The sequence below is a fragment of the Psychrobacter sp. DWR1-2-3 genome (genome assembly GCF_049896465.1).
Taxonomy (GTDB): domain Bacteria; phylum Pseudomonadota; class Gammaproteobacteria; order Pseudomonadales; family Moraxellaceae; genus Psychrobacter; species Psychrobacter maritimus.
This window is the reverse complement of record NZ_JAFCUJ010000009.1, coordinates 1-24,840: the sequence shown is the minus strand read 5'-3', so window position 1 is coordinate 24,840 and position 24,840 is coordinate 1. Positions and strand designations below refer to the sequence as shown.

Here is a 24,840-nt window from a genome sequence, read left to right as displayed (position 1 = left end):
AGGGGTATCATCATTGGCTATTACCTGTATTCAAGTTTGTTCAGACAAATAAATATAAGACTCTTTTAATTGGCATGCTTATCAATCCACGCAGTAACCGTTGGCCAAATCTCTTTGGCGGCAGGACGACTGTTTAAGATACGGCTATGGGTGTAATCGTCTAAATCGCCATTAATAATTGAGTACTCACGAAAAACGTTATCAGGATTGCTAAAATCGTTAAAAAGTGACTGGCAGCCTTGAGAAGGCGAGATAAATGTATCACCCTTGGCGCTGATGGCATAAATCGGCGTAGTAATCTTTGCCATATGTTGTCGATAATCAAAGCAGTCATTATCCGTTAACTGAATAGCATTTTTCTGACAGCTATAATTATCAAAAGCGCTGTCCTTGACACCAGCAACGTCTATATCTTTTTGCTTAATAAAACTGCTATGAAAGTTTTTACGCAAGTTCCATTCGTACCATTGATTCATGGTGTGATGGCTTTCGTTAATGGGTCCCATGTTAAGTTTTTTGGCAGGTATATAGCCGACTATACGCGTAAATATCTTGGCGGCGACTATTTTAAAATAGTTCTTGGGATTGACTATTGCACCGTAAACTTGGCAAGCAAACATACTGATACTATTGATTTTAGCGATGTAATGCGGATTTTGGATTAAAAACATCGTTAAGCAAGCACCGCCGCCGCTATGAGTGACGCAGTGTAAATTGCTGAGCTTTAATTCATTAAATAAATAATCGAAAGTGGCAGAAAAATCATAGGTTGCGACGGTTTCAAAGTTAAATTTGTCCTTTGATAACGAGCTTGCGCCATGACCGCGCCACTCCATGATATAACAATGATGGCCAAGCTCAGCTAGGTATTCAGCGATTCTTAAGCAGGTGTTTTTATCTGAAAAAGTACCATGCGTTAAGAAAATGTTTTGCCCTTGATTAGCAGTGTCATTTTTAGCAGAGCCATTGTTAGTATCAACATTAGAACATTGATGGGTTTTTTGACTATCGAATATCTCCCAAACAGCGATTTGCACCTTATCTTTGGTCGTCACTAACGTTAGATTCTCAGTCATCATAAAGATTTTCTCTTAAACTCATATCATGCTTATTAGTATATAAATGCCGTAATGGCTAAGTTATAGCACAACTTAGCCATTTATAGTTATGCTTCCATAACTGTGAGTCTACAGACATGAATGAATCTACAGGTATGAATCTAGGATATGAGAGCTATCAGCATCGTATAGACAAAAAAAACTGCCAGTGATAGATTCAATCACTGGCAGTTTTTTAACAATGAAGCTGATTAAGAATAAGGTTTAAGCGTCTTTACTAAATTCATTAAATGAAGCAACGGCTTCGGCAGCGTACATCATTGACGGACCGCCGCCCATATAAACACACATGCCCAAGGTTTCAGCGACTTCTTGCTCGGTGGCGCCAAGTTGTACCAATGCTTTGGTATGAAAACCGATACAAGCATCACAGCGCGCGCCAACCGCTAAGGCGAGGGCAATCAGCTCTTTGGTTTTTTTGTCCAATACGCCATCTGCGGTTGCCGCTGCACCGAGCTGCGAGAAGGCTCTGCTGGTTTCAGGAATATGCTTGTGTAATTTTGCCATATTGGTTGAAACGTGTTTAGTGATGTCTTTAAATGATTTAGTCATGGGATGGATGCTCCTCGTTACGCCAGATTAAAACGCTTATAAAGTGCAAGCGTGGTTTATTGAATGTGAGTTCAATGCAAACGTACTTTTAGGTAAAAACTGCTACGTTTTCTTGAACGGTTATTTCAATCATGCAATAGGCTAGGTATTGAATTCGAAAGTTTTTGTTATATTTAATTATAATATATAAAATTATATATTAAATCAAGAGGCTTATTTGATTTGCTTACGTCAAAATTGAACGGATGCGTTCATGAGGCTATGGCTTTTAAAAAACTTTAAATGGTTTTTGTTGACCAAGCACATGGATAGGGCTAATAAAGTTTAAAATGCTGATTATCATTAAATAAGCGCTTTAAACTTGATAAGTTGGCTTGTGGTCTTAATATAGAATGGACAATTACGATAAATGGATTATTAAGGTAGCAGTCAGGCCACTACTAAATCGCAGTAGCACGGTCGGAATTATGCGTTAAGTGCGCTATAATAGAGCCAATAACTGCGAATAACTGCTAACAAATACAACCGTCATGACGGTTAAAGCAATAAAATCATATACCAAGATGATGGATAATTTCATTTATCCCACCCTCACATGACATTGACGACACAGTAGACGTGACCAATATAACGCTTGTGTCATAACACATAGGAAGCATTATGAGTGAACACAATCCAACTGATACTCAAGTAGAACCTGCTGCCGATTACGAGTCAGCGTTAGATACTGAGCAAACGGAAGCCAAAAGTAACATCACCATCACTGAAGCCGCGCAAGGTTATTTGGCAGATTTACTGGCGAAACAAGATACTGATGGTATCGGCGTGCGTATTTTCGTTGAACATCCAGGTACGCCGCGTGCCGAGTGCTGCATGGCTTATAATCAGCCGGGCGAAGAAGACAGCGCTGATTTGAAATTTACTTATGACAATTTTTCGGCATTTATTGAAGCGGCATCGGTCCCTTATTTAGAAGATGCGGTGATTGATTATAATAAAGACCGTTTCGGTGGCCAGCTGACATTCCGTGCGCCAAACTCAAAAGTGCCAAAAGTCGGTGCCGATGCCAGTGTCGAAGAGCGTATCAACTATGTCTTGCAGTCTGAAATTAACCCAAGCTTGGCCGCTCATGGCGGTGATGTACAGCTGCTTGAATTGATTGATGAAGAAGGCGTTGGTCTGACCGCCGTATTAAAGTTCGGTGGCGGTTGCCAAGGCTGTTCAGCGGTTGATATGACTTTACGTCAGGGCGTTGAAGTACAGTTAAAACAGCAGATTCCAGAGCTGACGCAAGTGATTGATGAGACCGATCATACCCGTACGGAAAACGCTTACTATAAATAAAAATTGACGAATCGTTATAAAAATAGCGCCGATATCACCTAGGAATATGCTTATTAGTTTCATTGCTTATAAATATTGCTTATGAATATTTGTCATTAAGAGATGAGAAATTTGCTATTCTTTTAATAAAGAAGCTGGGTTATGATTAACTCAGCTTTTTTTATGACCTTTTCTTTTTTATGAATGCCATTTAGCGATAGATATCTTGGTATGAATTTTTTAATCATAAAATCTCGATTTAATAATTAACGAATATATAGGAGCACATTATGAGTGATGGACAACCAGCTAAGCAAAATACCCAGCGTCTTGAGACCTTGGCAATTCACGCCGGCTATACTGTAGAGCCAACAACCAAAGCGGTTGCCGTGCCTATTTATCATACCAGCTCGTATGCGTTTGATAATACCCAGCATGGCGCAGATTTGTTCGATCTAAAAGTTGCTGGTAATATTTATACCCGTATCATGAACCCAACCAACGCCGTATTAGAAGAGCGTGTGGCGGCACTTGAAGGCGGTATTGGCGCACTTGCGGTAGCGTCTGGTATGGCGGCCATCACTTATGCGATCCAAACCATTTGTGAAGCGGGCGATAATATCGTCGCAGTATCAACGCTATATGGCGGCACTTATAATCTATTTGCGCATGCTTTGCCGCGTCAAGGTATCGAAGTCCGCTTTTTTGACCATAAAAACCCGGAAGCGATTCGCGATTTAATCGATGATAAAACTAAGATGGTCTTTGCGGAAAGTATCGGTAACCCATTAGGTAACATCGTTGATATCCAAGCACTGAGTGATATCGCGCATGAATACGGCGTACCAGTGGTGATTGATAGCACGGTTGCGACCCCTGCGTTATGCCGTCCATTTGAGTTTGGCGCTGATATTGTCATTCATTCATTGACCAAATATATGAGCGGTACTGGTACTTCGATTGGCGGGGCGATTGTTGATAGCGGAACTTTCCCTTGGGGCGATTACCCTGAGCGTTTCCCACTATTAAACACCCCAGATGAAAGCTATCATGGCGTAAATTTCGTCAAGGACGTTGGCGCAGCGGCCTTTATCGCTCGTGCTCGCGTGGCACCACTGCGTAATACCGGCGCGGCACTTAGCCCGCTTAATGCTTTTAGTATTTTACAGGGCTTACAGACTTTAGGTTTACGTATGGAGCGTCATGTCCAAAACGCTCAAGCGGTTGCCGAATATCTACGCGACCATGATAAGGTTGCTTGGGTGAAATATGCCGGTTTGCCAGACCATCCTGAGCATGAGCTTGCTAAGAAATATATGAAAGGCACGCCATCCGCTATTTTAACCTTTGGGGTAAAAGGTGGCTTGGAAGCAGGCGCGCGCTTTATTGATGCGCTGCAACTGATTACGCGCTTGGTTAATATCGGTGATGCTAAATCACTCGCTTGTCATCCAGCCACCACTACCCATCGTCAGCTCAACGAGCAAGAGCTAGAGAATGCTGGAGTAAGTACGGATATGGTCCGTCTATCGATTGGTATTGAGCACATTGAAGATATTAAAGCTGATTTAGAGCAAGCACTTGCCGCTGCTTAATTAAGCAATAGCTTTCTTCTGCTTTGTAAATGAATACTAAAAAGCCCATATCTTAGGATATGGGCTTTTTGTTATTAGATGCTAAAGACTTGTAGTTAAACCCTAAATAAAAGCGCGAAACTATTATAAGGTGTTACTGGTACAAATTTTACTTGCTTGCTGTGCGACTTCGTCGCTCCAGATGCTGCGCAAAATTTATCCCAGCAGCACTTTTTTTATTAGGGGCAAACTAGAAATGCCTTCTAAAGCACTTAGAAACTTAGATTTTTAGCGCTTTAGTAATCAAATAATTCAGCCGCTACACAGTTAAAACACGGCGTGAGATATCTTGATACTCTTGCGATGATAAGCGTGGACCAAACTGCTGAATCACTTGTGCGGCTACTTCGCTGGCAAGTCGTCCGCATTCTGGCAAGCTATAGTGCTGCGATAAAGCATATAAAAACGCCCCAGAATAGTTATCACCAGCGCCATTGGTATCGATAACATTGGCAACAGCTGGTGTCGGAATCTCATAAATCTCAATCTCAGACTCATCATTTGGCTTATGGGCGATGATGGCGCCATTTGGACCATCGGTAACAACCGCCGTTTGGCAATGCTCAAGTAAAGCTCGCGCTGCCGATTTGTGCTGTTTTTTATCGGTAAATAATTTGGCTTCTTCACTATTACAGAATATCACCGCGACTTTATTGCCGAGCATATTAAGTAAACCTTCTTTGGCAAACTTTACCACCGCAGGATCAGCAAAGCTGACGGCGATTTTGGCACCATGAATACCGGCTTGTTGGCGCAGTTGGGTCATTGCGGGCTGAATACCTTCAGACATCGCCAGATAACCTTCTAAATACAACCAGCCAGCTTGGGTTAGTGCCTCAAAGTCGACGTTATCCGCGGTAATATCGCTTGAAGTACCAAGGAAGGTTTGCATGGTACGCTCGCCATCTTCGGTCACTGCCACCACGCACGAACCGGTCACACCGCCTGCATGGATTGACTGAGGGGAAGTGGCAACGCCCGCTTCATGTAAGTCTTTTAGATAAAATTTGCCTTGTTTATCATCGCCGACGCGGCAGGCATAAAAAGGTTTACCGCCCAAACTTGCAAAGGTATACATGGCATTGGCAGCTGAACCGCCGCCCGCTTGTTTTGATGGCTCAATCTCGGCCAGCTTAAAATACGCCAATAATTGCTGCTGCTCTTCAAGTCCTGCCAGCGTCATATTGCCTTTGGTCAGGTCAGTTTCTTCTAGCGCTGCATCCGACAGCAGATATTCGTGGTCAACCAAGGCATTACCTATCGCCATCACATCGTACATTATCTCTCTCTCCTCAATGAATTTTTCAGTGCTTAATTTATCAATGCTTCGCTTATTTTTTATAGTAAAAATTATTCTGCTTGTAGCTCAAGTAGGCGCTGATAGAGCGCGTTCTTTTTGACGCCTGTGATATCGGCAGCTAAGGCAGCCGCTTTTTTAACCGATAAATCCTCTAATAAGCGCTGTAATAATTTATCATGAATACTGATATCGTCATCGTCTTGCGCCACATTTACCCCAGCAACGACGACGACAATTTCACCGCGTTGCTGATTGTCATCGGCTTTGACAAATTCAACCAATTCGCCAAGCGTGCTTTTATGCACGGTCTCAAAGGTTTTGGTCAATTCACGGCAAAACGTCACTTCGCGCTCTGCCCCAAAGATAGCAGCCATATCTTCTAAGCTGGCAATAATACGATGCGGCGCTTCATAAAATATCAAGGTTTCGGTACGTGCATTCAGAGCCGTTAATTGTTTTTGGCGACCGTGGGTTTTGGCCGGTAAAAAGCCAATAAAGCTAAAGCGGTCTGATGGCAATCCTGCAACGGATAATGCAGCAATAGCAGCAGAGGCACCAATAATAGGTGAGACGCGAACGCCAGCAGCATGGGCGGCTTGCACCAATTGATAACCGGGGTCACTAATCAGCGGCGTGCCAGCATCACTAATCAGCGCAACCGAATGACCTTGCTGAATCATCTCAATAATTTTGGGTGTTTGAATGGCGCTATTATGTTCATGATAGGCCCAAAGCTTATTATGACCTTTTTGCTTGGTTGCGCTATCAGCATCTTTTACAGTGTCAGTTGTGCTGGTATTGCTATCGCTAGCAATAGTTTCTTTCGTATCTTTGGTATGGATACCAAAATGTGATAACAGCTTGCCTGAAGTGCGGGTGTCTTCACAGGCGATGATAGCAACCTGCTTTAGGGTATCGATTGCGTGCGGTGTCATGTCGCTCAAATTACCAATCGGCGTGGCAACGATATAAAGACAAGCTGGCATCGCGGTAGGGCTAGACATGAAAACCTCTGAGTATTAAGAAAGACTATTAAAGTATTAAAAAAGGATATTAAAAATGTGTGGCGCTATAAAGGCTGATTTAAATAAAAAGTCAGTCAGCATAAGAACGCGAAAGTGGTTAGTTTAGCATGATGTGCTATGATAATTCTGAAATGTTCAGCTGGCCAATAGACGTGATGGCAAATGACAAACCCTTAACCCTGACTTCACCGACACAGCGTCAAGGCAGCCGTTTTGAGCAGCAGGCGTGTGAGTTTTTACAAGCGCAAGGCTTGATATTGGTGGCGCAAAATTGGCAGCAACCAAAAGTGGGTGAGCTCGACTTAATTATGCTAGAAAAAGGGCAGGCATGGTCGACGCTTATCTTTATTGAGGTGCGGCAACGGCAGCGTTCAGGATTTGGTGATGCCGCCCTTAGCGTGACAAAAAATAAGCAAAATAAGATTATCAAAGCGGCGCGTTATTTTTTGTGGCAGCATCCTGAATATAGTGAGTATGACTGTCGGTTTGATGTGATTGCCTATGATATCCATGCTAGTACTAATGCCAATAATAAAAACAAGATGAATGATACCAATCAAGCACCGTTGAAAAATACGCAAGCAGAATGGCTACAAGGCGCTTTTATCGCCTCAGCTTGGTAATCATAGTGATAAGATTTCTGAGGACTTAAGTAGAAAGCTTAAGTAGTTTGAAAGTTACATGCATTTAAAGGTTAAATTAAACGGTAAAATAAATGCCAGCATCAAGCCGTCGTTACCAAAAGCCTAACCGCCTAGCGTAAAAATTCAGTAAAGTAGCTGAACTAAAAATTATTAATTGAAGCGAAGTCGTATTATTCTCACTACGACTTATTAGCACTATTCATCATTTAATTATTACATCATGTTCTAAGAGGTAAATCATGACACGGATGCATTTGCGCACTGCTATTTTGGGCTCATCACGCCGCAAGGCGATTGGCGTTATGCTACTGACCAGCATCGCCGCGACTGGCTGTACCACCAACTATTTGACCAATAGTACAGAAGGTACGTATGGCGTACCGATGACAGAGCGCACCATTCCGCAGCGTCTGCTCGATCGCAGTATTGAGCATACCGTCAAGATTAACGTCTATGGTCTGCAAGAAAATTTACAGCAAACCAGCCGTATGAGTATTGATAGCTTTAATAGTGAAGTACTGCTCACCGGTGAAGTGCCAACGCAAGCTATCAAAGCAGAAATTGAAAAAGTCGTCAGCTCTATGCCAGACGTGCGTCATGTCTATAATGAGCTTAACGTCAGTGCTTCAAGGGGCTATAGCTCAACCGTCCACGATGGTTATATCACCTCTAAACTACTGGCAAAAGTCGCCTCTAGTAATGGCGTGAAAGCCTCGCAGATTAAGGCGGTGACCAATGATGGCGTGGTTTATATCATGGGGCGTATGACACCAACGCAGCAAAGCCACTTGATTGATATTGCCAATAATACCGTCGGCATCACAGAGTTGGTGCTACTGACCACCGTTGTTGATGATAGAGGGGTAAAGATAGGTGATGATGACATCATGTATGAGAATAATTTGGCCAATCCTGCGGCCATACCAGTCGTTGAGAGTGGTGCTGCGCCAGCACTAGCAAGTTCGGCAGCGGTAGATCCAACGATTAATGCCACGCCGATTATCGTCAACGAAGATGGTACGCCCGTTAATCAGCCGTCATCGAGCCCTTATATTGACCTTTATCAAAATCCCTAACTAGCTGTTTTGATTACAAGCACAAGAATGCTAAACAGTCATAACAGGAACAGCACGATAAATCCCTAGCCAGCCAGTAAGATATAGACCGTAAAAATAGAAACGATAGCTTGAATAAAACAGTCGTTTTATTATCAAGTATAAACCGACGACTGATGTATTAATGATTGACCGATAATAGGACTGCTGGCGATGACGGATTTAAATAAAGAAACTTTAGAAACTGTGCAAACTGGGAAAATAAAGAGTCGCAAGCCTAAACGTATCAGCGTGGGCGTTACGGCGGCATTGGCCGTTGGCGGCATTGCGCTTGCAACTCAGCAAGTACAGGCATTATCGGCGCTGGCTATCGTCAATGGTATTACTTCAAACGGCGGTGTTGGTGTCAGTAAAAATATTTTGTATGGTGACGAGCCCAATCAAGATTTAGATATCTATTATCCTAAACCTTTAACAAAAGCCATGAAGTCAAAAAACGTGACTGATGATAACGCTATTAATGACAGCTATCCGATGGTGGTTTTTGTCCATGGCGGTTCGTGGGAAAGTGGTAGTAAAGATGAATACGCCTTTGTTGGTCAAAGCTTGGCGCAAGCAGGCTATGTCACCGCAGTGATTAATTATCGTAAAGCCCCTGAGCATGTGTATCCTGATTATGTGCAAGATGCCGCGCAGGCCATCGCTTGGAGTTATAACAATGCCAAGAGCCTCCACGCTGACCCTAAGCGTTTGGCGGTGATAGGGCACTCTGCGGGTGCATTTAACGCGGTTGCTGCCGTCGCCAATGAAGACTTTTTAGCGCCGTATGGGGTAAAGCCAAAAGATATTGCTGCCGTAATTGGCATTGCAGGCCCTTATAGCTATGACTTTCGTAAATTCAGTAGTAGAACTGCCTTTGGATCAGATGCGACGCCAGAGACAGTGATGCCAGACCGCCAAATTAAAGGTGCGCAGCCACCGTATTTATTATTGACTGCCGAAAAAGACAAAATCGTCCATGTGACCAATACCACTAAAATGACACAGGCATTAAAAGCGACGGGCGTTAAAGTGGAAACAGGCGAAATCGCAGGCGCCAGTCATGCGACCAGTATCGGTGCGATGGCACCGCCATTACGCTGGGTCAATGATGTGCGTGCACAAGTACTCAGCTATCTTGATAAAACCCTTAAGTAGTTAATGTCACAAATAGTTAGCGCTCATTGATTACAGTACGTTTGCCGCTATGATAAATAGTTAAACGCAGTTGCGTAAGACAGTACTGTAAGATGGTCAAACTCTTGTTATAATGACGTTACTTTAATCCTATACCCTATTTAAACTTTAAGGCAGAATATTCTATGAGCATGAACGCTGACGATTTGATTGCATTTTTACAAACTCACTTCCCAGATGCTTTTATTCAAGCTGCCAATCAAGGTACCAAGTTTGATGTACGGGTGGTTGATGCCAGTTTTGAAGGCAAGCGCGCAGTACAACGCCAGCAGGCTGTTTACGCCTTGGTAAACGACAAGATTGCGAGCGGTGATATTCATGCGCTCAATATTCAAGCCTTAACGCCAGCCGAATGGGACGTTCAATCTCAAGGCTAACTCTTTTTACCTATGACTTTTATCTATGACCTGAATTTGTCGCACCGGCACTTTATATTGCGGGTTTTATCATTTCTGGTTTCTCATCATTTTTATACTTATCGCTAGGTTGTCACCTTATGGATCAATTTTTAATCACCGGTAGCAGTCGTATCGCAGGGGAAGTCACGATCTCAGGCGCCAAAAATGCCGCTTTGCCTTTACTTGCCGCTATGATTTTGGCCGAGACCCCAACGACATTGCATAACGTGCCATCGCTACAAGATGTGCGCACCTTGATTGAATTGATCGGTGGCATGGGCATTGATATTCAAAAGCAGGGCGATACTGTCACCTGCGATACCAAGAATATCGATAATTTTTATGCGCCGTATGATTTGGTAAAAACCATGCGCGCCTCGATTTTAGTCTTAGGCCCTTTACTGGCACGTTTCGGTGAAGCCGAAGTGTCATTGCCGGGCGGCTGCGCTATCGGCTCACGCCCTGTTGACCAGCATTTAAAAGCTTTTGAAGCCATGGGTGCTGAGATTAGCGTTGAGAATGGTTATGTCAAAGCGCAAGCGCCAAAAGGCGGCAAGCTTATCGGCTGTAACTTCTCTTTTGATATGATAACGGTTGGCGGTACTGAAAACGTTATTATGGCGGCCGCATTGGCCAAAGGGACGACAGTGCTCGGCAACTGCGCGCTTGAGCCAGAAGTGGTCGATTTGGCCAATATGCTGGTAGCGATGGGTGCTAAAATTAGCGGTATTGGTACTGCAACCATGACCATCGAAGGCGTTGAGCGCTTGCATGGCTGTGAGTATTCGGTGGTAGCAGATCGCATCGAAACAGGTTCTTACCTTGCTGGCGCTTTGATGACACGCGGTGATGTATTGGCCAAAAACACCTCGGCACTTTTATTAACGCCAGTGTTAGAAAAATTTGAAGATATGGGGGCGATTATCACCACCGGTGATGATTGGATTCGTGCACAAATGAAAGGTCGCCCATTACCGGTTAATATCCGTACCCAGCCGCATCCAGGTTTCCCAACCGATATGCAAGCGCAAGTGATGGCGATTGCTTGTCTTGCTGATGGCACCAGTACTTTTATCGAAAATATTTTTGAAAATCGTTATATGCACGTGCCTGAGCTTAACCGATTGGGCGCGTCTATCCAAGTAGACGGTCATGCGGCTGTCGTCACAGGGGTTGAATGCTTCACTGCTGCTCCTGTCATGGCAACGGATTTACGGGCGTCGATGTCATTGGTGATGGCTGCTGCCGCGGCTGAAGGCGAGAGCTTGATTGACCGCATTTACCATATTGATCGTGGTTATGAGCATGTCGAAGAAAAACTACGCGCCCTTGGTGTCAATATCGAACGCATTAATACCAACGACTAGAATGGTTAATTAGCCGCTGTTATTGGTATTCACGTCTATTTATTAAACTTAATAATGCCTTTTAAGTAAGGCAACTAACTGTACACGGACACGAGTCATTATGACTGAAGCAAGCAATAGCCTTCCAACTGACGGCTTATTAAACGAAGTAAATGATGAGTTTTCAGGTTTGACACTTGCGCTATCAAAGGGTCGCATCTTAGAAGAGACGATGCCTTTGTTACGTGCTGCTGGCGTTGAATTATTAGAAGACCCTGAAGCATCGCGCAAACTTATTTTTCCAACCTCAAACCCAAATGTACGCGTCTTAATTTTGCGTGCCAGTGACGTGCCAACCTATGTTGAACACGGTGCTGCTGATTTTGGCGTGGCGGGTAAAGATGTGTTGCTTGAGCATGGTGCCAATCACGTTTATGAATTGCTAGATTTGCAGATTGCCCAGTGTAAGCTGATGACCGCTGGCGTTAAAGGTGCGCCGCTGCCAAATCGTCGTCTGCGTATTGCGACTAAATACGTCAATGTTGCTCGTGCTTACTTTGCTAGCCAAGGTCAGCAAGTCGATGTGATTAAGCTGTATGGTTCGATGGAGCTTGCACCATTAGTTGGTTTGGGTGACTTGATTGTTGACGTCGTCGATACTGGTAATACGCTACGCGCCAATGGACTGGAAGCGCGCGACCATATTTGCGATGTGTCGTCACGCCTGATTGTCAATCAAGTCAGCTATAAGCGTAAATTTGCCCTGCTTGAGCCGATTTTAGATAGTTTTAAAAACAGTATTGCCAGCGCTTCTTAAACCAATACTTGTTTGGTACTGATGCAACGGGCTTATCATACGCTAGCAATCATTGATAATATCAAGCACGGTTATACAAAATTTTAAACCAGTTTGGCGCTCTAGGATAGATATAGCGTGCTAAACTGGTTTTGTTGTATTTGCTTGCCAGAAAATAAAAGCTCAGTATAATCTGAGTCAGCCATCCATAAATACGCTGGGATACCAGCCTTTTTTATTTTCCCAATTGCCCTTTTATCCCATCTATTCTTTATAGCCGTATTTCATGCTCAACTATAGGATTAAGTCATGCGCCAACTAAGTACTCAAGATGCTGATTTTGACAGTCAACTGACCCAACTGCTTGCTTTTGAAACCGTGAACGATGTTGAATTACTAAAAACCGTTGACGATATCATTGTAAAAGTACGTCATGGTGGCGATAGCGTGGTACTGGCCTTGACCCAACAGTTTGATCAGCATCCAGCGACGACGATACAAGAGCTAGAGCTGACTAAAGAGGCGCTTGCTGCAGCGTTTGCCAATCTTGACGATACCGTCAAAACGGCTTTGATGACCGCAGCGAGACGCGTACAAACATTCCATGAGCGCCAAGTGCAAGAAACTTGGCAATATGAAGACGAGCTTGGCAATCGCTTAGGTCAAAAAGTAACGCCGCTTGATCGTGTTGGTATTTATGTGCCCGGCGGTTTGGCATCTTATCCGTCTTCTGTATTGATGAATGCGATTCCTGCCAAAGTAGCTGGCGTTGCCGAGGTAATCATGGTGGTACCAGCGCCAAAAGGCGTGCTCAATCCATTGGTCTTAGCAGCAGCGCATTTGGCACAAGTTGACCGCGTCTTTACCATCGGCGGTGCACAAGCCGTTGCTGCCTTGGCATACGGTACCGAAACGATTCCGGCTGTAGACAAAATCACGGGCCCTGGTAACAAATACGTTGCAGCGGCAAAGCGGGCAGTATTTGGTCAAGTCGGTATCGATATGATTGCCGGCCCCTCTGAAGTATTGGTCTATGCAGAAGGCGAGGCGCAAGATCGCGCGGATTGGTTGGCGATGGATTTATTGTCACAAGCAGAGCATGACCGTATCGCCCAAGCTATCTTTGTCACTACATGTAGTAAGCAGCTTAAAGAAGTCGCTGCTGAGATTGAAAAAGCCTTGGCAGAGTTGCCAAAAGCTGATATCGCCCGTGATTCCCTAAAAAATCGTGGCGCGCTGATTTTGGTTAAAGACCGCGCGGAAGGTATGGCGGTGATTAATCGCGTTGCCCCTGAGCATTTAGAATTGTCCGTCGATGAGCCTGATGCGTTACTTGATGATATTCGTCATGCTGGTGCTATCTTTATGGGACGTCATACGCCTGAGGCGATTGGTGACTATTGTGCAGGCCCCAATCACGTGTTGCCAACTTCTGGGACGGCGCGTTTTTCTTCGCCGCTCGGTGTTTATGACTTCCAAAAGAAATCATCGATCATTTATTGCAGTGAGGCGGGTAGTAAGCCGCTGGCAGAAACAGCAGATATTTTAGCGCAGCGTGAGGACTTAGAAGCTCATGCGCGCTCAGCCCGTTATCGTTATCAATAACAGCTATAGGTTGATGTAGGATTTGCTTTTGAGTTCTATTTTGAGAAGCTTTTTTAAGCATTGATGTTTAATGACTGTATTTACGAGATAAATTTAACAACTAATTTTTAAGAACTATATTTACAAATTATATTTAATAAAGATGTCTAATAATGATATGGCTAATAGTAGGATAATTTATGAGTGAGTTAAAGATAGACACCAGACTTTGGTCTTCTAAAGCGCGTAACTTGTCACCTTACGTTCCTGGTGAGCAGCCTCAACATGAAAATTTGTGCAAATTAAATACCAATGAAAATCCATTTCCGCCCTCACCAAAAGTCGGTGAGGCAATCGTAAAGGTTTTACAGCAGCAAGCGGATGACCTGCGTTTATATCCTGCACCTGAGTCTGATGAGTTGCGTGCTGCCTTAGCCGAGTTATATAACCTTGATATCAATCAAGTGTTTGTTGGTAATGGTTCTGATGAAGTATTGGCGTTGGTATTTGCCAGCTTTTTCCTAAAAGAGCGCCCTGTTTTAGCGCCTGATATTAGCTATAGCTTCTATCCTGTTTACGCCAATACTTTTGGTATTGAGCTGGTACCAATTGCCCTAGAAGAAGACTTTAGTATCGACCCCGATGCCTATCGTCAACCTTGTAGCGGTATCATCATCGCCAATCCAAATGCCCCAACCGGTTTATTATTATCGCTTGCTGATATTCGTAAGCTTGCTGGTGAGCACTCAAATTCAGTGATTGTGATTGATGAAGCTTATATCGATTTTGCGCAAAAAGGAGAGGGTAGCTTGGATACAGAAGTGTCAGCGGTTAGCCTGATTAATGAGTTTGATAATTTGCTCGTGACCCAAACCTTTTCAAAATCACGCTCGCTTGCCGGCTTACGTGTCGGTATGGCGTTTGGTAATGCGTCATTAATCGAAGCATTGACGCGTATGAAAAATAGCTTTAATAGCTATCCGCTCGATAAGTTGGCGCAAGCGGGAGCGACCGCCAGTGTGTTAGATGTTGAGTATTTTACCCAGACCTGCCAGCAAGTCATCGACTTACGCCAAGCGCTCACCGCAGAGCTGACGGCGCTCGATTATGAAGTGCTGCCATCGCACGCCAACTTTGTATTTGCCCGTCCAAAAGATGGTGAGGCAAGTGCGGTAGCCGGTACGTTACGCGAGCAAGGTATCATCGTGCGTCACTTTGATAAACCGCGTATCAATGAGTATTTGCGTATTACCGTTGGTACGGCAGCGCAGAATCAGCGTTTGATTGACGCGTTAAAAGTGTTGCAAGCAGAAGCTGAAAGCGTTGCTGAGTGATAAGAGGTTTGCGATTTATAATTTGATAATCTAACCCAAAAACACCAAGTTATAGTCAGTTCAAAATAAAATCGATACGTTAATAGTTAGGTGCGACTGGTATAAATTTTCCTTGCTTGCTGCTATCACAGAGGCTACGAAAAATTCATCACAGTCGCACTGTGTCTGTTTTAAAGTGCGTCTACTATATATAAATAAAAAAGCCTGCTAACGTCATGTTGAGCAGGCTTTTTTATTGGTTTTTTATTCATCTCTTAAACAATGCTTAAGTTTATTTATCGCTATTGTCTTGAGTTAAAACGCCTAAAAGGTTACCGACTTTATCAAGGCATTCTTGATATTCAGCATCACAGTTAGAAGCAATGGTAATGCCACCGCCTGCCCATAAGCTGACATGTCTTTCTTTTTTTCCTAGCTTATGATTTGATAAGGTATTGGCTTGTAAAGTACGTATCAATACATTCCATTGCCCGCTACCATCAAAGTTCATATAACCTAATGTGCCACAATAAGCACCGCGCGCTGCACCTTCTAACTCCGAGATAATTTCAACGGCGCGCTTTTTTGGCGTACCTGTGATGGAACCGGCGGGCAAACTGCCAAACAATACGGCAAGCGGGTGGGTATCTGTCTTTAGCTCAGCGGTGATGGTGCTGACCATATGATGCACATTGCTAAAGCTTTCAATCGCAAATAATTGCGGCACTTTGACGCTACCAATCTTGGCATATTTGCCCAAATCATTACGTAGCAAATCGACAATCATGACGTTTTCGGCACGGTCTTTTTCGCTATCGATAAGCTGCTGTTTATAAGCATTATCTTGTTCAGTATTTAACCCACGCGGCATCGTACCTTTAATAGGTTTGGTGCGTATATGGTGCTTGCCAGTATTATCCTCTTTATTAAAGGTAAAAAATAACTCAGGCGAGCAGCTTAACAATTCAAATTGATTATCTGGCGTATTAACGCTGATTTCACTAGTAAAATCATTGACTGCTAAATACCCTGCAAACGGCGCGTGGGTATTACGATGCAAGGCAGGTAAATAATCCATAAGCATCGGTGTAACATTATCATTAGGGCTTTGATTAAAAGCGCCTTGCCATTGTTGGGTGAGATTGATTTGATAGCAGTCACCTTGTTGCAGATAGCTTTGCGTTTTATCAAAGGCTTGCTGATAATCCCGCTTACTCCATTGCGCTTTTAATAATAAAGGCGTCGTTTTATATGACATTTCAAGCGCTGACTTTTCTAATGTTTGGTTAGATAGTTCCTTATCCATTATATCTAAATATGAGATAAGCGCTTTAACCAGTACGCCTTTTTGTTCGTTATCAGTATCAGTGACGCTGTCTTTTATAGTGAGCTGCCAGCTCATTTGCTCAGCATTTGGCGTTAGATAAATATCATAATGTCCTAAGCTGGCACAAGGCTGCGCTGCTAATTGTATTTTAGCGGCTGGGCTAAGCTCATAAGCGGCTATATCATAACCAATAAAACCTATCAAGCCATGATGGTAACTTGACTGCTTATCGACGTCTTTAGTTGAGAACGAGTTGTTATCATCAGTGTTATCTGCGTTATGAGCCTGACTATAAGCAATCAAATCCTCTTGCCAGTCGCTATAACTCATATAAGTGCTAATAATCGCTTGATTGGTTTTAGCCTGACTATGTGAGCCATCACGGCAATTTTTTATGACTTTATAGATGTTCGGTTGTTGATTAGGCAATTTAGAATCAGAAAGATAATAAACCGACCAGCTCATTTTTGGTAATAAACCAATCACAGGGCGTCCATCGTTATTCAGCCAAACCAATTGCCAGTTTGCGTTAGGATTTTGTCCATACAGATGACGCTTTAGTTTTGGCAGTAACTCTGCGGCAGACAGATCACCAAAACGCCAGCTAGTTTGAGTAGCTGGCGATGAGGCAGATGCTGTCTGCTCAGTTTTAAGATGCGGTGCTACGAGCATAGTTATGCGTCAAACTTTTTAATAATTAAGGTGGCATTAGTACCGCCAAAGCCAAAGCTATTGCTCATAAGCGTTTCAAGCTTAACATCACGCTTTTCAGTGACAATATCAAAGCCTTCAGCAGCAGGGTCTAATTCTTTAATATTGATACTTGGGGCAATAAAGCCTTCTTGTAGCATCAGTAAGCAATAAATCAATTCTTGCGCGCCGACTGCACCGAGGCTATGACCGGTCATGGACTTGGTTGAGCTGATAGCAGGTACTTGACTGACATCGTCACCAAATACTTTAGCAATGGCTTTAAGCTCAGTCACATCCCCTAGCGGCGTACTGGTACCGTGGCTATTGATGTAGTCAACGCTTTCTAAGCCTGCTTCAGTAAGAGCAAGCTGCATACAGCGGACAGCGCCTTCACCACTTGGCGCGACCATTTCAGCGCCATCAGAGCTGGCACCATAACCGACGATTTCAGCTAAGATATTGGCACCGCGTGCTTGGGCGTGCTCAAGACTTTCAACCACGACCATCGCGCCGCCTGCTGCAATCACAAAACCATCACGGTTTTTATCATACGCTCTAGAGGCAAGTGTCGGCGTGTCATTATACTGCGTACTAACGGCGCCCATGGCATCAAACATACAAGACTGCGTCCAATGTTCCGCTTCACTACCGCCAGCAAGTATCACATCGGCTTTACCAAGTTGGATAAGCTCAGCAGCATGACCGATACAATGCGTTGACGTTGCGCAAGCAGAAGATAATGAGTAGGAGATACCTTGGATTTTCAAACCCGTTGCCAGCGCCGCTGATACCGAGCTGCCCATGGTTTTTGGCACCGCCATCGCACCGACACCGCGCAGACCTTTTTCACGCATCGCATCGATGGCATTAACTATATTTTCGGTTGATGCGCCGCCTGAGCTTGCAACGACACCCACACGCGGATTATTATTAATGGTCTCAAGCGTTAATCCCGACTGCTCAATGGCGTCTAAAGCGCTGACATAAGCATAAAGGCTTGCGTCACTAAAAAAGCGCTTTAATTTACGGTCAATGCCCGACGTATCAAGTTCTGACTTATCAATACTACCGCTAACGTGTGATTTAAAGTCGTGCTCAGCATACGATTCATTGAACGTAATACCTGAGCGCCCTTGTTTAAGAGCATCGGTGACAGTAGCCAAATCATGTCCGATACAAGAGACTATCCCTGCTCCAGTGATAACAACGCGGCGCATATACTATTCCTTATGAGTAACGATTTTTTGATAATTACCTTTAACAATCGCTTTTAAATATTTACTGCTATTATCTAACATCCAAACCCTTTATCGTTGCTAATAAAATTAATAAATAAGGTTTTGGACGCTAAATGCTTATTTGACAGTCATTATAATGGTTAGAATAAAACACTATTCTTTATAAATACTGCTCGCTAAATAAAAGTACAACTGTACTTTGAATTATGGCCTATGATAACGTATCAAGGGTTTAAAATCTTGGCGTAAGTGTAAAATAACGACAAAACCACGCTTATTATTAAAAATAAACAGTCAGTATTCTCGTAGGAATAGCACGGTGTACGCCTCGTAATTATGAGGCTAAAAGGTGAGATTATAAATAGCATAAACTCATTTCAGCCACAGCGCATTTAGTTATATACTAAAGTCCTTGGCAGTCATAGATAAAGGATACTTTTAGATACAAAACTGGCGCTGGCGATAACATTGTTGGCACTGACAGCCATTATCAGCGTTCGCTAGAATGGCATTCAATTTAAGAAGTAGCTATTTCAGAAGTAGCTATTTAAGAAGTATCTATAAATAATATTAATAACAAACACTCATCATATTAAGGACATCAAGATGGCAAAGCGTAGCACTCTATATAAAGGCATTAGCAGCGTTGGCTCTTTTACCCGCAATAATCTAGAACGTATGGGCGCGATGATTGATAGCGTCAATGCTAAGAGCGGCAAACCGCGTCAATTTAAAGCGGTAAATCTAGGCGATGAAGACTATCAACAAGACTTGTTCCGTGAGCAAACATTAAAAGCAACGCAGCAATTATTGGGTAACCGCTTTGCTACTTATGGTAAATACGCCAAAAAAGTAGTACCAAACAGTTTGTTTGAATCAACGGTTGATGGCGCTTTTGCCCAAGTCGCTAAGCTTGCTGCCAATTGGAGTCAGATTGACCTGCCAAATCAGCATCGTTTTGCCAATATCGCAAGCTTGGACGACGAAGAGCGTTATGCATTAGCGACTGATATTGCCAATCAAAACCGTGCTTTGGCAACGATAGGTGGCTTGACCGGTTTGGCTGGATTGCCAGGTTTGCTTGCTGATACCTTGTGGTTGTTATTGGTATCATTACGTACCGTCTATCAGTTGGGTGCTGTTTATAACAAGCCGTTAACGGGTAAGCAAGGCGTCAAGATGGCTTATGAGCTGCTTGCCAATGCTGACTTAAGTAAGATGCAAGAAAAACAAGCCTTACTAGCGGGTCTTGGTATCGGTAAAGGCTTACTCGATAATGCGCAAAACAGCGGTCTGCACAATGAACTGAAAAACCTAGGCTTGCAGAATAAAAGCGTCAATTTTTATGCTGAGCAAGTAGATAGCATTGCCAGTCAGGTTGGCATTGATTTAGACCAAATTAACTTGTCATGGATACGCCGCTTCTTACCAGTGACCGCTGTGATTATCGGTATGCGCTATAACAGCCAGCTGATTGATGAAGTGATTGGCGTGGCGCAAGCGACTTTTGCCCCTGAAGCCAAACTTGCTAACCGTGCGATTACCGACGATAGCAGTAGTGAAGCCGAAGTGAGCAAACCTGCTAGCGATGATAAGCAGCAGGATACTGAAAAACAAGATACTGAGAAAAATGCTAAGAAAGAGTCAGGCGAAGATACTGACAGCAAAAAAGAATCCGCTAAAGGCAATGATAAAGACGTCGCGGAAGAAACCGAAAAAGTAAGCGATAAAAAAGACGCTAAAAAGGGTAGTGCGGACAAAGCGGCTGACAAGCAAAGCAAATAGAAGTAATGTCGCCGCCTTACAAGCTTAGTACTTAGTTGTTTTTTTAATTTATCTTTTACTATATTATAAGTACGGTGCGCATTTAGTGCTAAAATGGGCGGTGCTCTCTTTTTTCCATTGAGCTTTTACTCATTAAGATTTATCTCATTAAATATGAGATACTCTCTGATAATAAGCTTGAAAAATAAGATAGCATCGCCATTTAGCTCTCATAAATTGCTATTTGTTTATTTCTAAATATCTTATCTGAACGATGTATGACGCTACTTTCGATACCATATTTAACAAACTGCTTTTTAGCCAGATTTTAACTAAAAACAGATAAAGTGGTATAGTGGTAGGCGTAATGCATATCTATCGAATGTTGTAAAGTACAATCACTCATAAGTGGTTGAAATAGCAGCAACAACTCTTTATAATACACTGTCCTAAAAATGGGTGTTCCGAAATCTGTCGTTAATGTCAGATGGTTGGCGCATTGCCCCATTTTTTTGTTTTATACCAAACGGGAGAAGGATGCCTCATGGCAACAACTAACCAATTGATTCGTAAAGGTCGCAAAACCATCAAGGAAAAGTCAAAAGTTCCTGCGTTGGAAGCGTGCCCACAACGCCGTGGTGTATGTACTCGCGTATATACTACTACCCCTAAAAAACCTAACTCAGCCATGCGTAAAGTATGTCGTGTACGTTTGACTTCAGGCTATGAAGTATCAAGCTACATCGGCGGCGAAGGTCATAACCTACAAGAGCACAGTGTTGTTCTTATCCGTGGTGGTCGTGTAAAAGATCTACCAGGTGTACGTTATCACACCGTTCGTGGTGCACTAGATTGCGCAGGCGTTAAAGACCGTAAACAAGGTCGTTCTAAATATGGTGCTAAGAAGCCTAAAGCTTAATAACTAAATGTTATTAGCTAAGATTTTTTGTATCACCCATTAACTGTGCATGGGTCTGGTGTTAACGGTATTTTGTTAAATTAATGATTATTAAATGAACAATTTGCTGTTATAACATACCGCCATGCAGTAAGGCTGACTGACAACTCGATATAACGCCATCCAATATTAATTGGTGCGAGATTGTGAATGTCAGACACTCCTGAAGAAAAGGATTATTATTATGCCAAGACGTCGCGTCGTTGCTACCCGTGAGATCCTACCGGATCCTAAGTTTGGTAGCCAAACTGTTGCAAAATTCATCAACCATGTCATGAGTCATGGTAAAAAATCTACTGCTGAGCGTATCGTTTACGGTGCTCTTGAAACAGTTAGCGAAAAACGTAAGATCGAAGACCCAGTCGCTTTCTTTGAAGAAGTTCTAGAAAACGTCCGTCCAATGGTCGAAGTAAAAGCTCGCCGTGTCGGTGGTGCAACCTACCAAGTACCAATGGAAGTACGCCCCTCCCGTCGTACTGCCTTGGCTATGCGTTGGTTAGCTGAAGCTGCTGCTAAGCGTTCTGAAAAATCAATGGCTTTGCGTCTTGCAGGCGAATTGAATGATGCTGCTGACGGCAAAGGTAATGCTATGAAAAAGCGTGACGAAGTTCACCGCATGGCAGATGCTAACAAAGCATTCTCTCATTACCGTTTCTAAGCTGGTCTTATCTTTTAATTCTAGCCTAGACGCTTAGGATTAACGGTTTCGGCCAGTTAATCCTTGTATTGTTGATTTATTCTATTGATTGCCGCCATCATCATTGGGTTGTTTAATTATTCTCATCGTAAGGTGATTGAATCGTTAAACCACTTAGATGGCGGACATCTGTCAAGATGCTGTTCTGAAAGGGATACTACTTCGAGAAGCCTGCAAACTTACAAAGCTTGTAACGCTTACAAAGAAAGTTTCCTGAGTTTGATGCCGCTATATTCTTATATTTGCTCTTTTTTTGTCCGTATTTGGCCCAATAATCAGTAAGTAATATTACGAAGTCCGATGGCTTTGTCATAGAGAGTATGAGGTAGAGACACAACACATTATTATATACACGAATTTCCCTAGGAAAACACTATGGCTCGTAAAACTCCCCTAAAGCGCTATCGCAATATTGGTATCTCAGCGCATATTGATGCTGGTAAGACGACCACAACTGAACGTGTTTTGTTCTATACTGGTGTTAGCCACAAGCTTGGCGAAACCCATGATGGTGCAGCTACCATGGACTTTATGGAGCAAGAACAAGAGCGCGGTATTACCATTGCTTCTGCGGCGACGACTTGTTTTTGGTCAGGTATGGCAAAACAGTTCGACGAACATCGCATTAATATCATTGACACCCCAGGTCACGTTGACTTCACGATTGAAGTTGAACGTTCTATGCGTGTACTTGATGGCGCGTGCATGGTTTACTGTGCAGTAGGCGGCGTTCAGCCACAGTCTGAGACCGTATGGCGTCAGGCAAACAAATATAAAGTACCACGCTTAGCATTCATTAACAAAATGGATCGTGTTGGTGCTGATTTCTACCGTGTGGTAGAACAAATCAAAACTCGTCTAGGCGGCAAGCCAGTACCATTGGTTATTCCAATTGGTAAAGAAGATGACTTTGAAGGCGTTGTGGATCTAGTGACCATGAAAGCCATCTATTGGGACGAAGCGTCTCAAGGTATGGAATATGATGAGCGCGAAATCCCGGTAGAACTACAAGAAAAAGCGGAAGAATATCGTGAGTATCTAGTAGAGAATGCGGCTGAAGCATCAGAAGAATTGATGAATGAATACCTAGAAAATGGTGAATTGACGGTAGAGCAGATTCATGGCGCTATTCGTAAACTAACTATTGATAACGAAATCATTCCACTGCTTTGTGGTACTGCCTTTAAAAACAAAGGTGTACAGAAGATGTTGGATGCGGTTATTCAGTATCTTCCTGCGCCAATGGACGTACCAGCTATTAAGGGTATCCTTGATGACAAAGACGAGTCTGAAGGCTTCCGCGAAGCGTCTGATGACGAGCCGTTTGCAGCACTAGCGTTCAAAATCATGAACGATAAGTTCGTTGGTAACTTAACTTTCGTTCGTGTTTATTCAGGTGTTCTAAAGCAAGGCAGTAGCGTTTATAACCCTGTTAAAATGAAGCGTGAGCGTGTTGGCCGTATCGTTCAGATGATGGCAGATGCTCAGGTAGAGCTACAAGAGATCCGCACGGGTGATATCGCAGCGTTAGTTGGCATGAAAGATGTCACTACTGGTGATACCTTATGTGATGAGCAAAATGTTATCACGCTAGAGCGTATGGAATTCCCAGATCCAGTTATCAGCCTAGCGGTTGAGCCTAAGACTAAAGCTGACCAAGAAAAAATGTCAATTGCTTTGGGTCGTTTGGCAAAAGAAGATCCATCATTCCGTGTACATACTGACGAAGAGTCTGGTCAGACGATCATCAGTGGTATGGGTGAGCTACATTTGGAAATTCTTGTTGACCGTATGAAGCGTGAGTTTAACGTTGAAGCAAACATCGGTGCGCCGCAGGTTGCTTATCGTGAAACGATTCGTAACACGGTTGAACAAGAAGGCAAATTCGTACGTCAAACTGGTGGTCGTGGTAAGTTCGGTCACGTTTGGTTACGTCTTGAGCCTCTGGATCCAGCGGGCGAAGTTCTATATGAATTCTCTGAAGAAGTTGTTGGTGGTACAGTACCAAAAGAATTCCACGGTGCGGTTGATAAAGGTATTCAAGAGCGCATGAAAAACGGCGTACTTGCTGGTTACCCAATCGTTGGCGTTAAAGCAACCTTGTATGATGGTTCTTACCATGATGTTGACTCGGATGAGTTATCATTTAAAATGGCTGGTTCTATCGCATTCCGTAAAGGCTTCATGGCGGCAAACCCAACCCTACTTGAGCCAGTAATGAAAGTAGAAGTTGAAACCCCTGAAGACTACATGGGCGATATCATGGGCGATCTTAACCGTCGTCGCGGTATGGTTCAAGGCATGGAAGACTTGCCTGGCGGTACTAAACAGATTCGTGCTGAAGTACCATTAGCGGAAATGTTTGGTTATGCCACACAAATGCGCTCAATGTCTCAAGGCCGTGCAACCTATTCAATGGAATTCCAAAAGTACGCTGAGATTCCAAAATCAGTTGCAGAATCTATCATCTCTAAATTCAACTCTAAAGATGATGACGAGTAAATAATACGTATTAATCTGACAATATCGGGCATATCTCTGTATTGTCAGTAGAGAATCCGCCAATAATTGGTTAAAAGACTTGTTATTGGCCGCGATTTTCTTATAATATCTGCACATTAGTACGTGCACCCTTTTAACAACTATTTTAATGTGGCCAGTAATGCTTTAACCCTAGTACGTAAAATGTCGTACTTATATATGTTAAGCACTGACCCCAAAAAAAAGAGGAAATACCCATGGCAAAGGCCAAGTTTGAACGCAGCAAGCCACACGTCAACGTCGGTACCATCGGACACGTTGACCACGGTAAAACAACCCTAACCGCCGCTATCGCAAC

Annotated in this window: 21 protein-coding genes; 15 read left to right on the top strand and 6 right to left on the bottom strand. The window is 43.3% G+C overall.

Going from position 1 to position 24,840, the window contains the following annotated elements; translation table 11 throughout:
* Positions 1-65: 65 nt before the first annotated feature.
* Entirely contained in the window at positions 66-1,079 is a 1,014-nt protein-coding gene (locus ACP7AA_RS12145; RefSeq protein WP_426223718.1) for an alpha/beta fold hydrolase, read from the bottom strand.
* 243 nt (positions 1,080-1,322) lie between these two features.
* Positions 1,323-1,670: a carboxymuconolactone decarboxylase family protein gene (locus ACP7AA_RS12140; protein WP_201565742.1), complete on the bottom strand. Its 348-nt coding sequence runs from the start codon at positions 1,668-1,670 to the stop codon at positions 1,323-1,325.
* 660 nt (positions 1,671-2,330) lie between these two features.
* Here ACP7AA_RS12140 and nfuA point away from each other — a divergent pair.
* A complete protein-coding gene (nfuA, locus tag ACP7AA_RS12135; RefSeq protein WP_183621311.1) occupies positions 2,331-3,014 on the top strand; it encodes a Fe-S biogenesis protein NfuA in 684 nt (227 codons plus the stop codon).
* A 269-nt stretch (positions 3,015-3,283) separates the two neighbouring features.
* Positions 3,284-4,588 carry an O-acetylhomoserine aminocarboxypropyltransferase/cysteine synthase family protein gene (locus ACP7AA_RS12130; RefSeq protein ID WP_201565740.1) on the top strand — a complete coding sequence of 435 codons (1,305 nt, stop codon included), beginning with the start codon at positions 3,284-3,286 and terminating at the stop codon, positions 4,586-4,588.
* Positions 4,589-4,886: 298 nt separating this feature from the next.
* Here ACP7AA_RS12130 and ACP7AA_RS12125 read toward each other — a convergent pair whose 3' ends face one another.
* Both ACP7AA_RS12125 and rsmI read right to left on the bottom strand, forming a co-directional pair.
* Complete coding sequence (locus ACP7AA_RS12125) at positions 4,887-5,906, bottom strand: adenosine kinase (protein WP_201619278.1); 1,020 nt, start codon at positions 5,904-5,906, stop codon at positions 4,887-4,889.
* A 71-nt stretch (positions 5,907-5,977) separates the two neighbouring features.
* On the bottom strand, positions 5,978-6,931 hold the full coding sequence (gene rsmI, locus ACP7AA_RS12120; protein ID WP_426223717.1) for a 16S rRNA (cytidine(1402)-2'-O)-methyltransferase: 954 nt from the start codon (positions 6,929-6,931) through the stop codon (positions 5,978-5,980).
* A gap of 128 nt (positions 6,932-7,059) precedes the next feature.
* Here rsmI and ACP7AA_RS12115 point away from each other — a divergent pair, with 128 nt between their 5' ends.
* From ACP7AA_RS12115 to hisC, 8 genes are all read left to right on the top strand, one after another.
* On the top strand, positions 7,060-7,575 hold the full coding sequence (locus ACP7AA_RS12115; RefSeq protein WP_426223716.1) for a YraN family protein: 516 nt from the start codon (positions 7,060-7,062) through the stop codon (positions 7,573-7,575).
* A gap of 260 nt (positions 7,576-7,835) precedes the next feature.
* Positions 7,836-8,672, top strand: a complete 837-nt coding sequence (locus tag ACP7AA_RS12110; protein WP_426223715.1) for a BON domain-containing protein — start codon at positions 7,836-7,838, stop codon at positions 8,670-8,672.
* Between the two features lie 192 nt (positions 8,673-8,864).
* On the top strand, positions 8,865-9,848 hold the full coding sequence (locus ACP7AA_RS12105; RefSeq protein ID WP_426223714.1) for an alpha/beta hydrolase: 984 nt from the start codon (positions 8,865-8,867) through the stop codon (positions 9,846-9,848).
* A 164-nt stretch (positions 9,849-10,012) separates the two neighbouring features.
* Positions 10,013-10,264, top strand: a complete 252-nt coding sequence (locus tag ACP7AA_RS12100) for a BolA family protein (protein ID WP_011514505.1) — start codon at positions 10,013-10,015, stop codon at positions 10,262-10,264.
* 119 nt (positions 10,265-10,383) lie between these two features.
* The gene (gene murA / locus ACP7AA_RS12095) at positions 10,384-11,652 is read left to right on the top strand and encodes a UDP-N-acetylglucosamine 1-carboxyvinyltransferase (protein WP_201565732.1); all 1,269 of its coding nucleotides are present in this window, start codon (positions 10,384-10,386) and stop codon (positions 11,650-11,652) included.
* 100 nt (positions 11,653-11,752) lie between these two features.
* The gene (gene hisG / locus ACP7AA_RS12090; RefSeq protein WP_201619273.1) at positions 11,753-12,448 is read left to right on the top strand and encodes an ATP phosphoribosyltransferase; all 696 of its coding nucleotides are present in this window, start codon (positions 11,753-11,755) and stop codon (positions 12,446-12,448) included.
* Between the two features lie 288 nt (positions 12,449-12,736).
* Positions 12,737-14,032: a histidinol dehydrogenase gene (gene hisD / locus ACP7AA_RS12085; protein ID WP_426223713.1), complete on the top strand. Its 1,296-nt coding sequence runs from the start codon at positions 12,737-12,739 to the stop codon at positions 14,030-14,032.
* A gap of 179 nt (positions 14,033-14,211) precedes the next feature.
* Complete coding sequence (gene hisC / locus ACP7AA_RS12080) at positions 14,212-15,345, top strand: histidinol-phosphate transaminase (RefSeq protein ID WP_426223712.1); 1,134 nt, start codon at positions 14,212-14,214, stop codon at positions 15,343-15,345.
* A gap of 271 nt (positions 15,346-15,616) precedes the next feature.
* On the opposite strand, the gene ACP7AA_RS12075 is transcribed toward hisC, so the two are convergent.
* Both ACP7AA_RS12075 and ACP7AA_RS12070 read right to left on the bottom strand, forming a co-directional pair.
* Positions 15,617-17,323, bottom strand: a complete 1,707-nt coding sequence (locus ACP7AA_RS12075; protein ID WP_426223711.1) for an anthranilate synthase component I family protein — start codon at positions 17,321-17,323, stop codon at positions 15,617-15,619.
* Between the two features lie 2 nt (positions 17,324-17,325).
* A complete protein-coding gene (locus ACP7AA_RS12070) occupies positions 17,326-18,561 on the bottom strand; it encodes a beta-ketoacyl-ACP synthase II (protein ID WP_426223710.1) in 1,236 nt (411 codons plus the stop codon).
* Positions 18,562-19,188: 627 nt separating this feature from the next.
* On the opposite strand from ACP7AA_RS12070, the gene ACP7AA_RS12065 reads away from it, so the two are divergent.
* From ACP7AA_RS12065 to ACP7AA_RS12045, 5 genes are all read left to right on the top strand, one after another.
* A complete protein-coding gene (locus ACP7AA_RS12065; RefSeq protein ID WP_426223709.1) occupies positions 19,189-20,367 on the top strand; it encodes an EcsC family protein in 1,179 nt (392 codons plus the stop codon).
* Between the two features lie 523 nt (positions 20,368-20,890).
* Positions 20,891-21,265: a 30S ribosomal protein S12 gene (gene rpsL, locus ACP7AA_RS12060; protein ID WP_183621325.1), complete on the top strand. Its 375-nt coding sequence runs from the start codon at positions 20,891-20,893 to the stop codon at positions 21,263-21,265.
* A gap of 223 nt (positions 21,266-21,488) precedes the next feature.
* Entirely contained in the window at positions 21,489-21,962 is a 474-nt protein-coding gene (rpsG, locus tag ACP7AA_RS12055) for a 30S ribosomal protein S7 (protein ID WP_183621326.1), read from the top strand.
* 414 nt (positions 21,963-22,376) lie between these two features.
* On the top strand, positions 22,377-24,503 hold the full coding sequence (gene fusA, locus ACP7AA_RS12050) for an elongation factor G (protein WP_201625842.1): 2,127 nt from the start codon (positions 22,377-22,379) through the stop codon (positions 24,501-24,503).
* Between the two features lie 236 nt (positions 24,504-24,739).
* Positions 24,740-24,840: GTP-binding protein (locus tag ACP7AA_RS12045; protein ID WP_372829846.1), on the top strand; the 101-nt coding region annotated here is incomplete at its 3' end.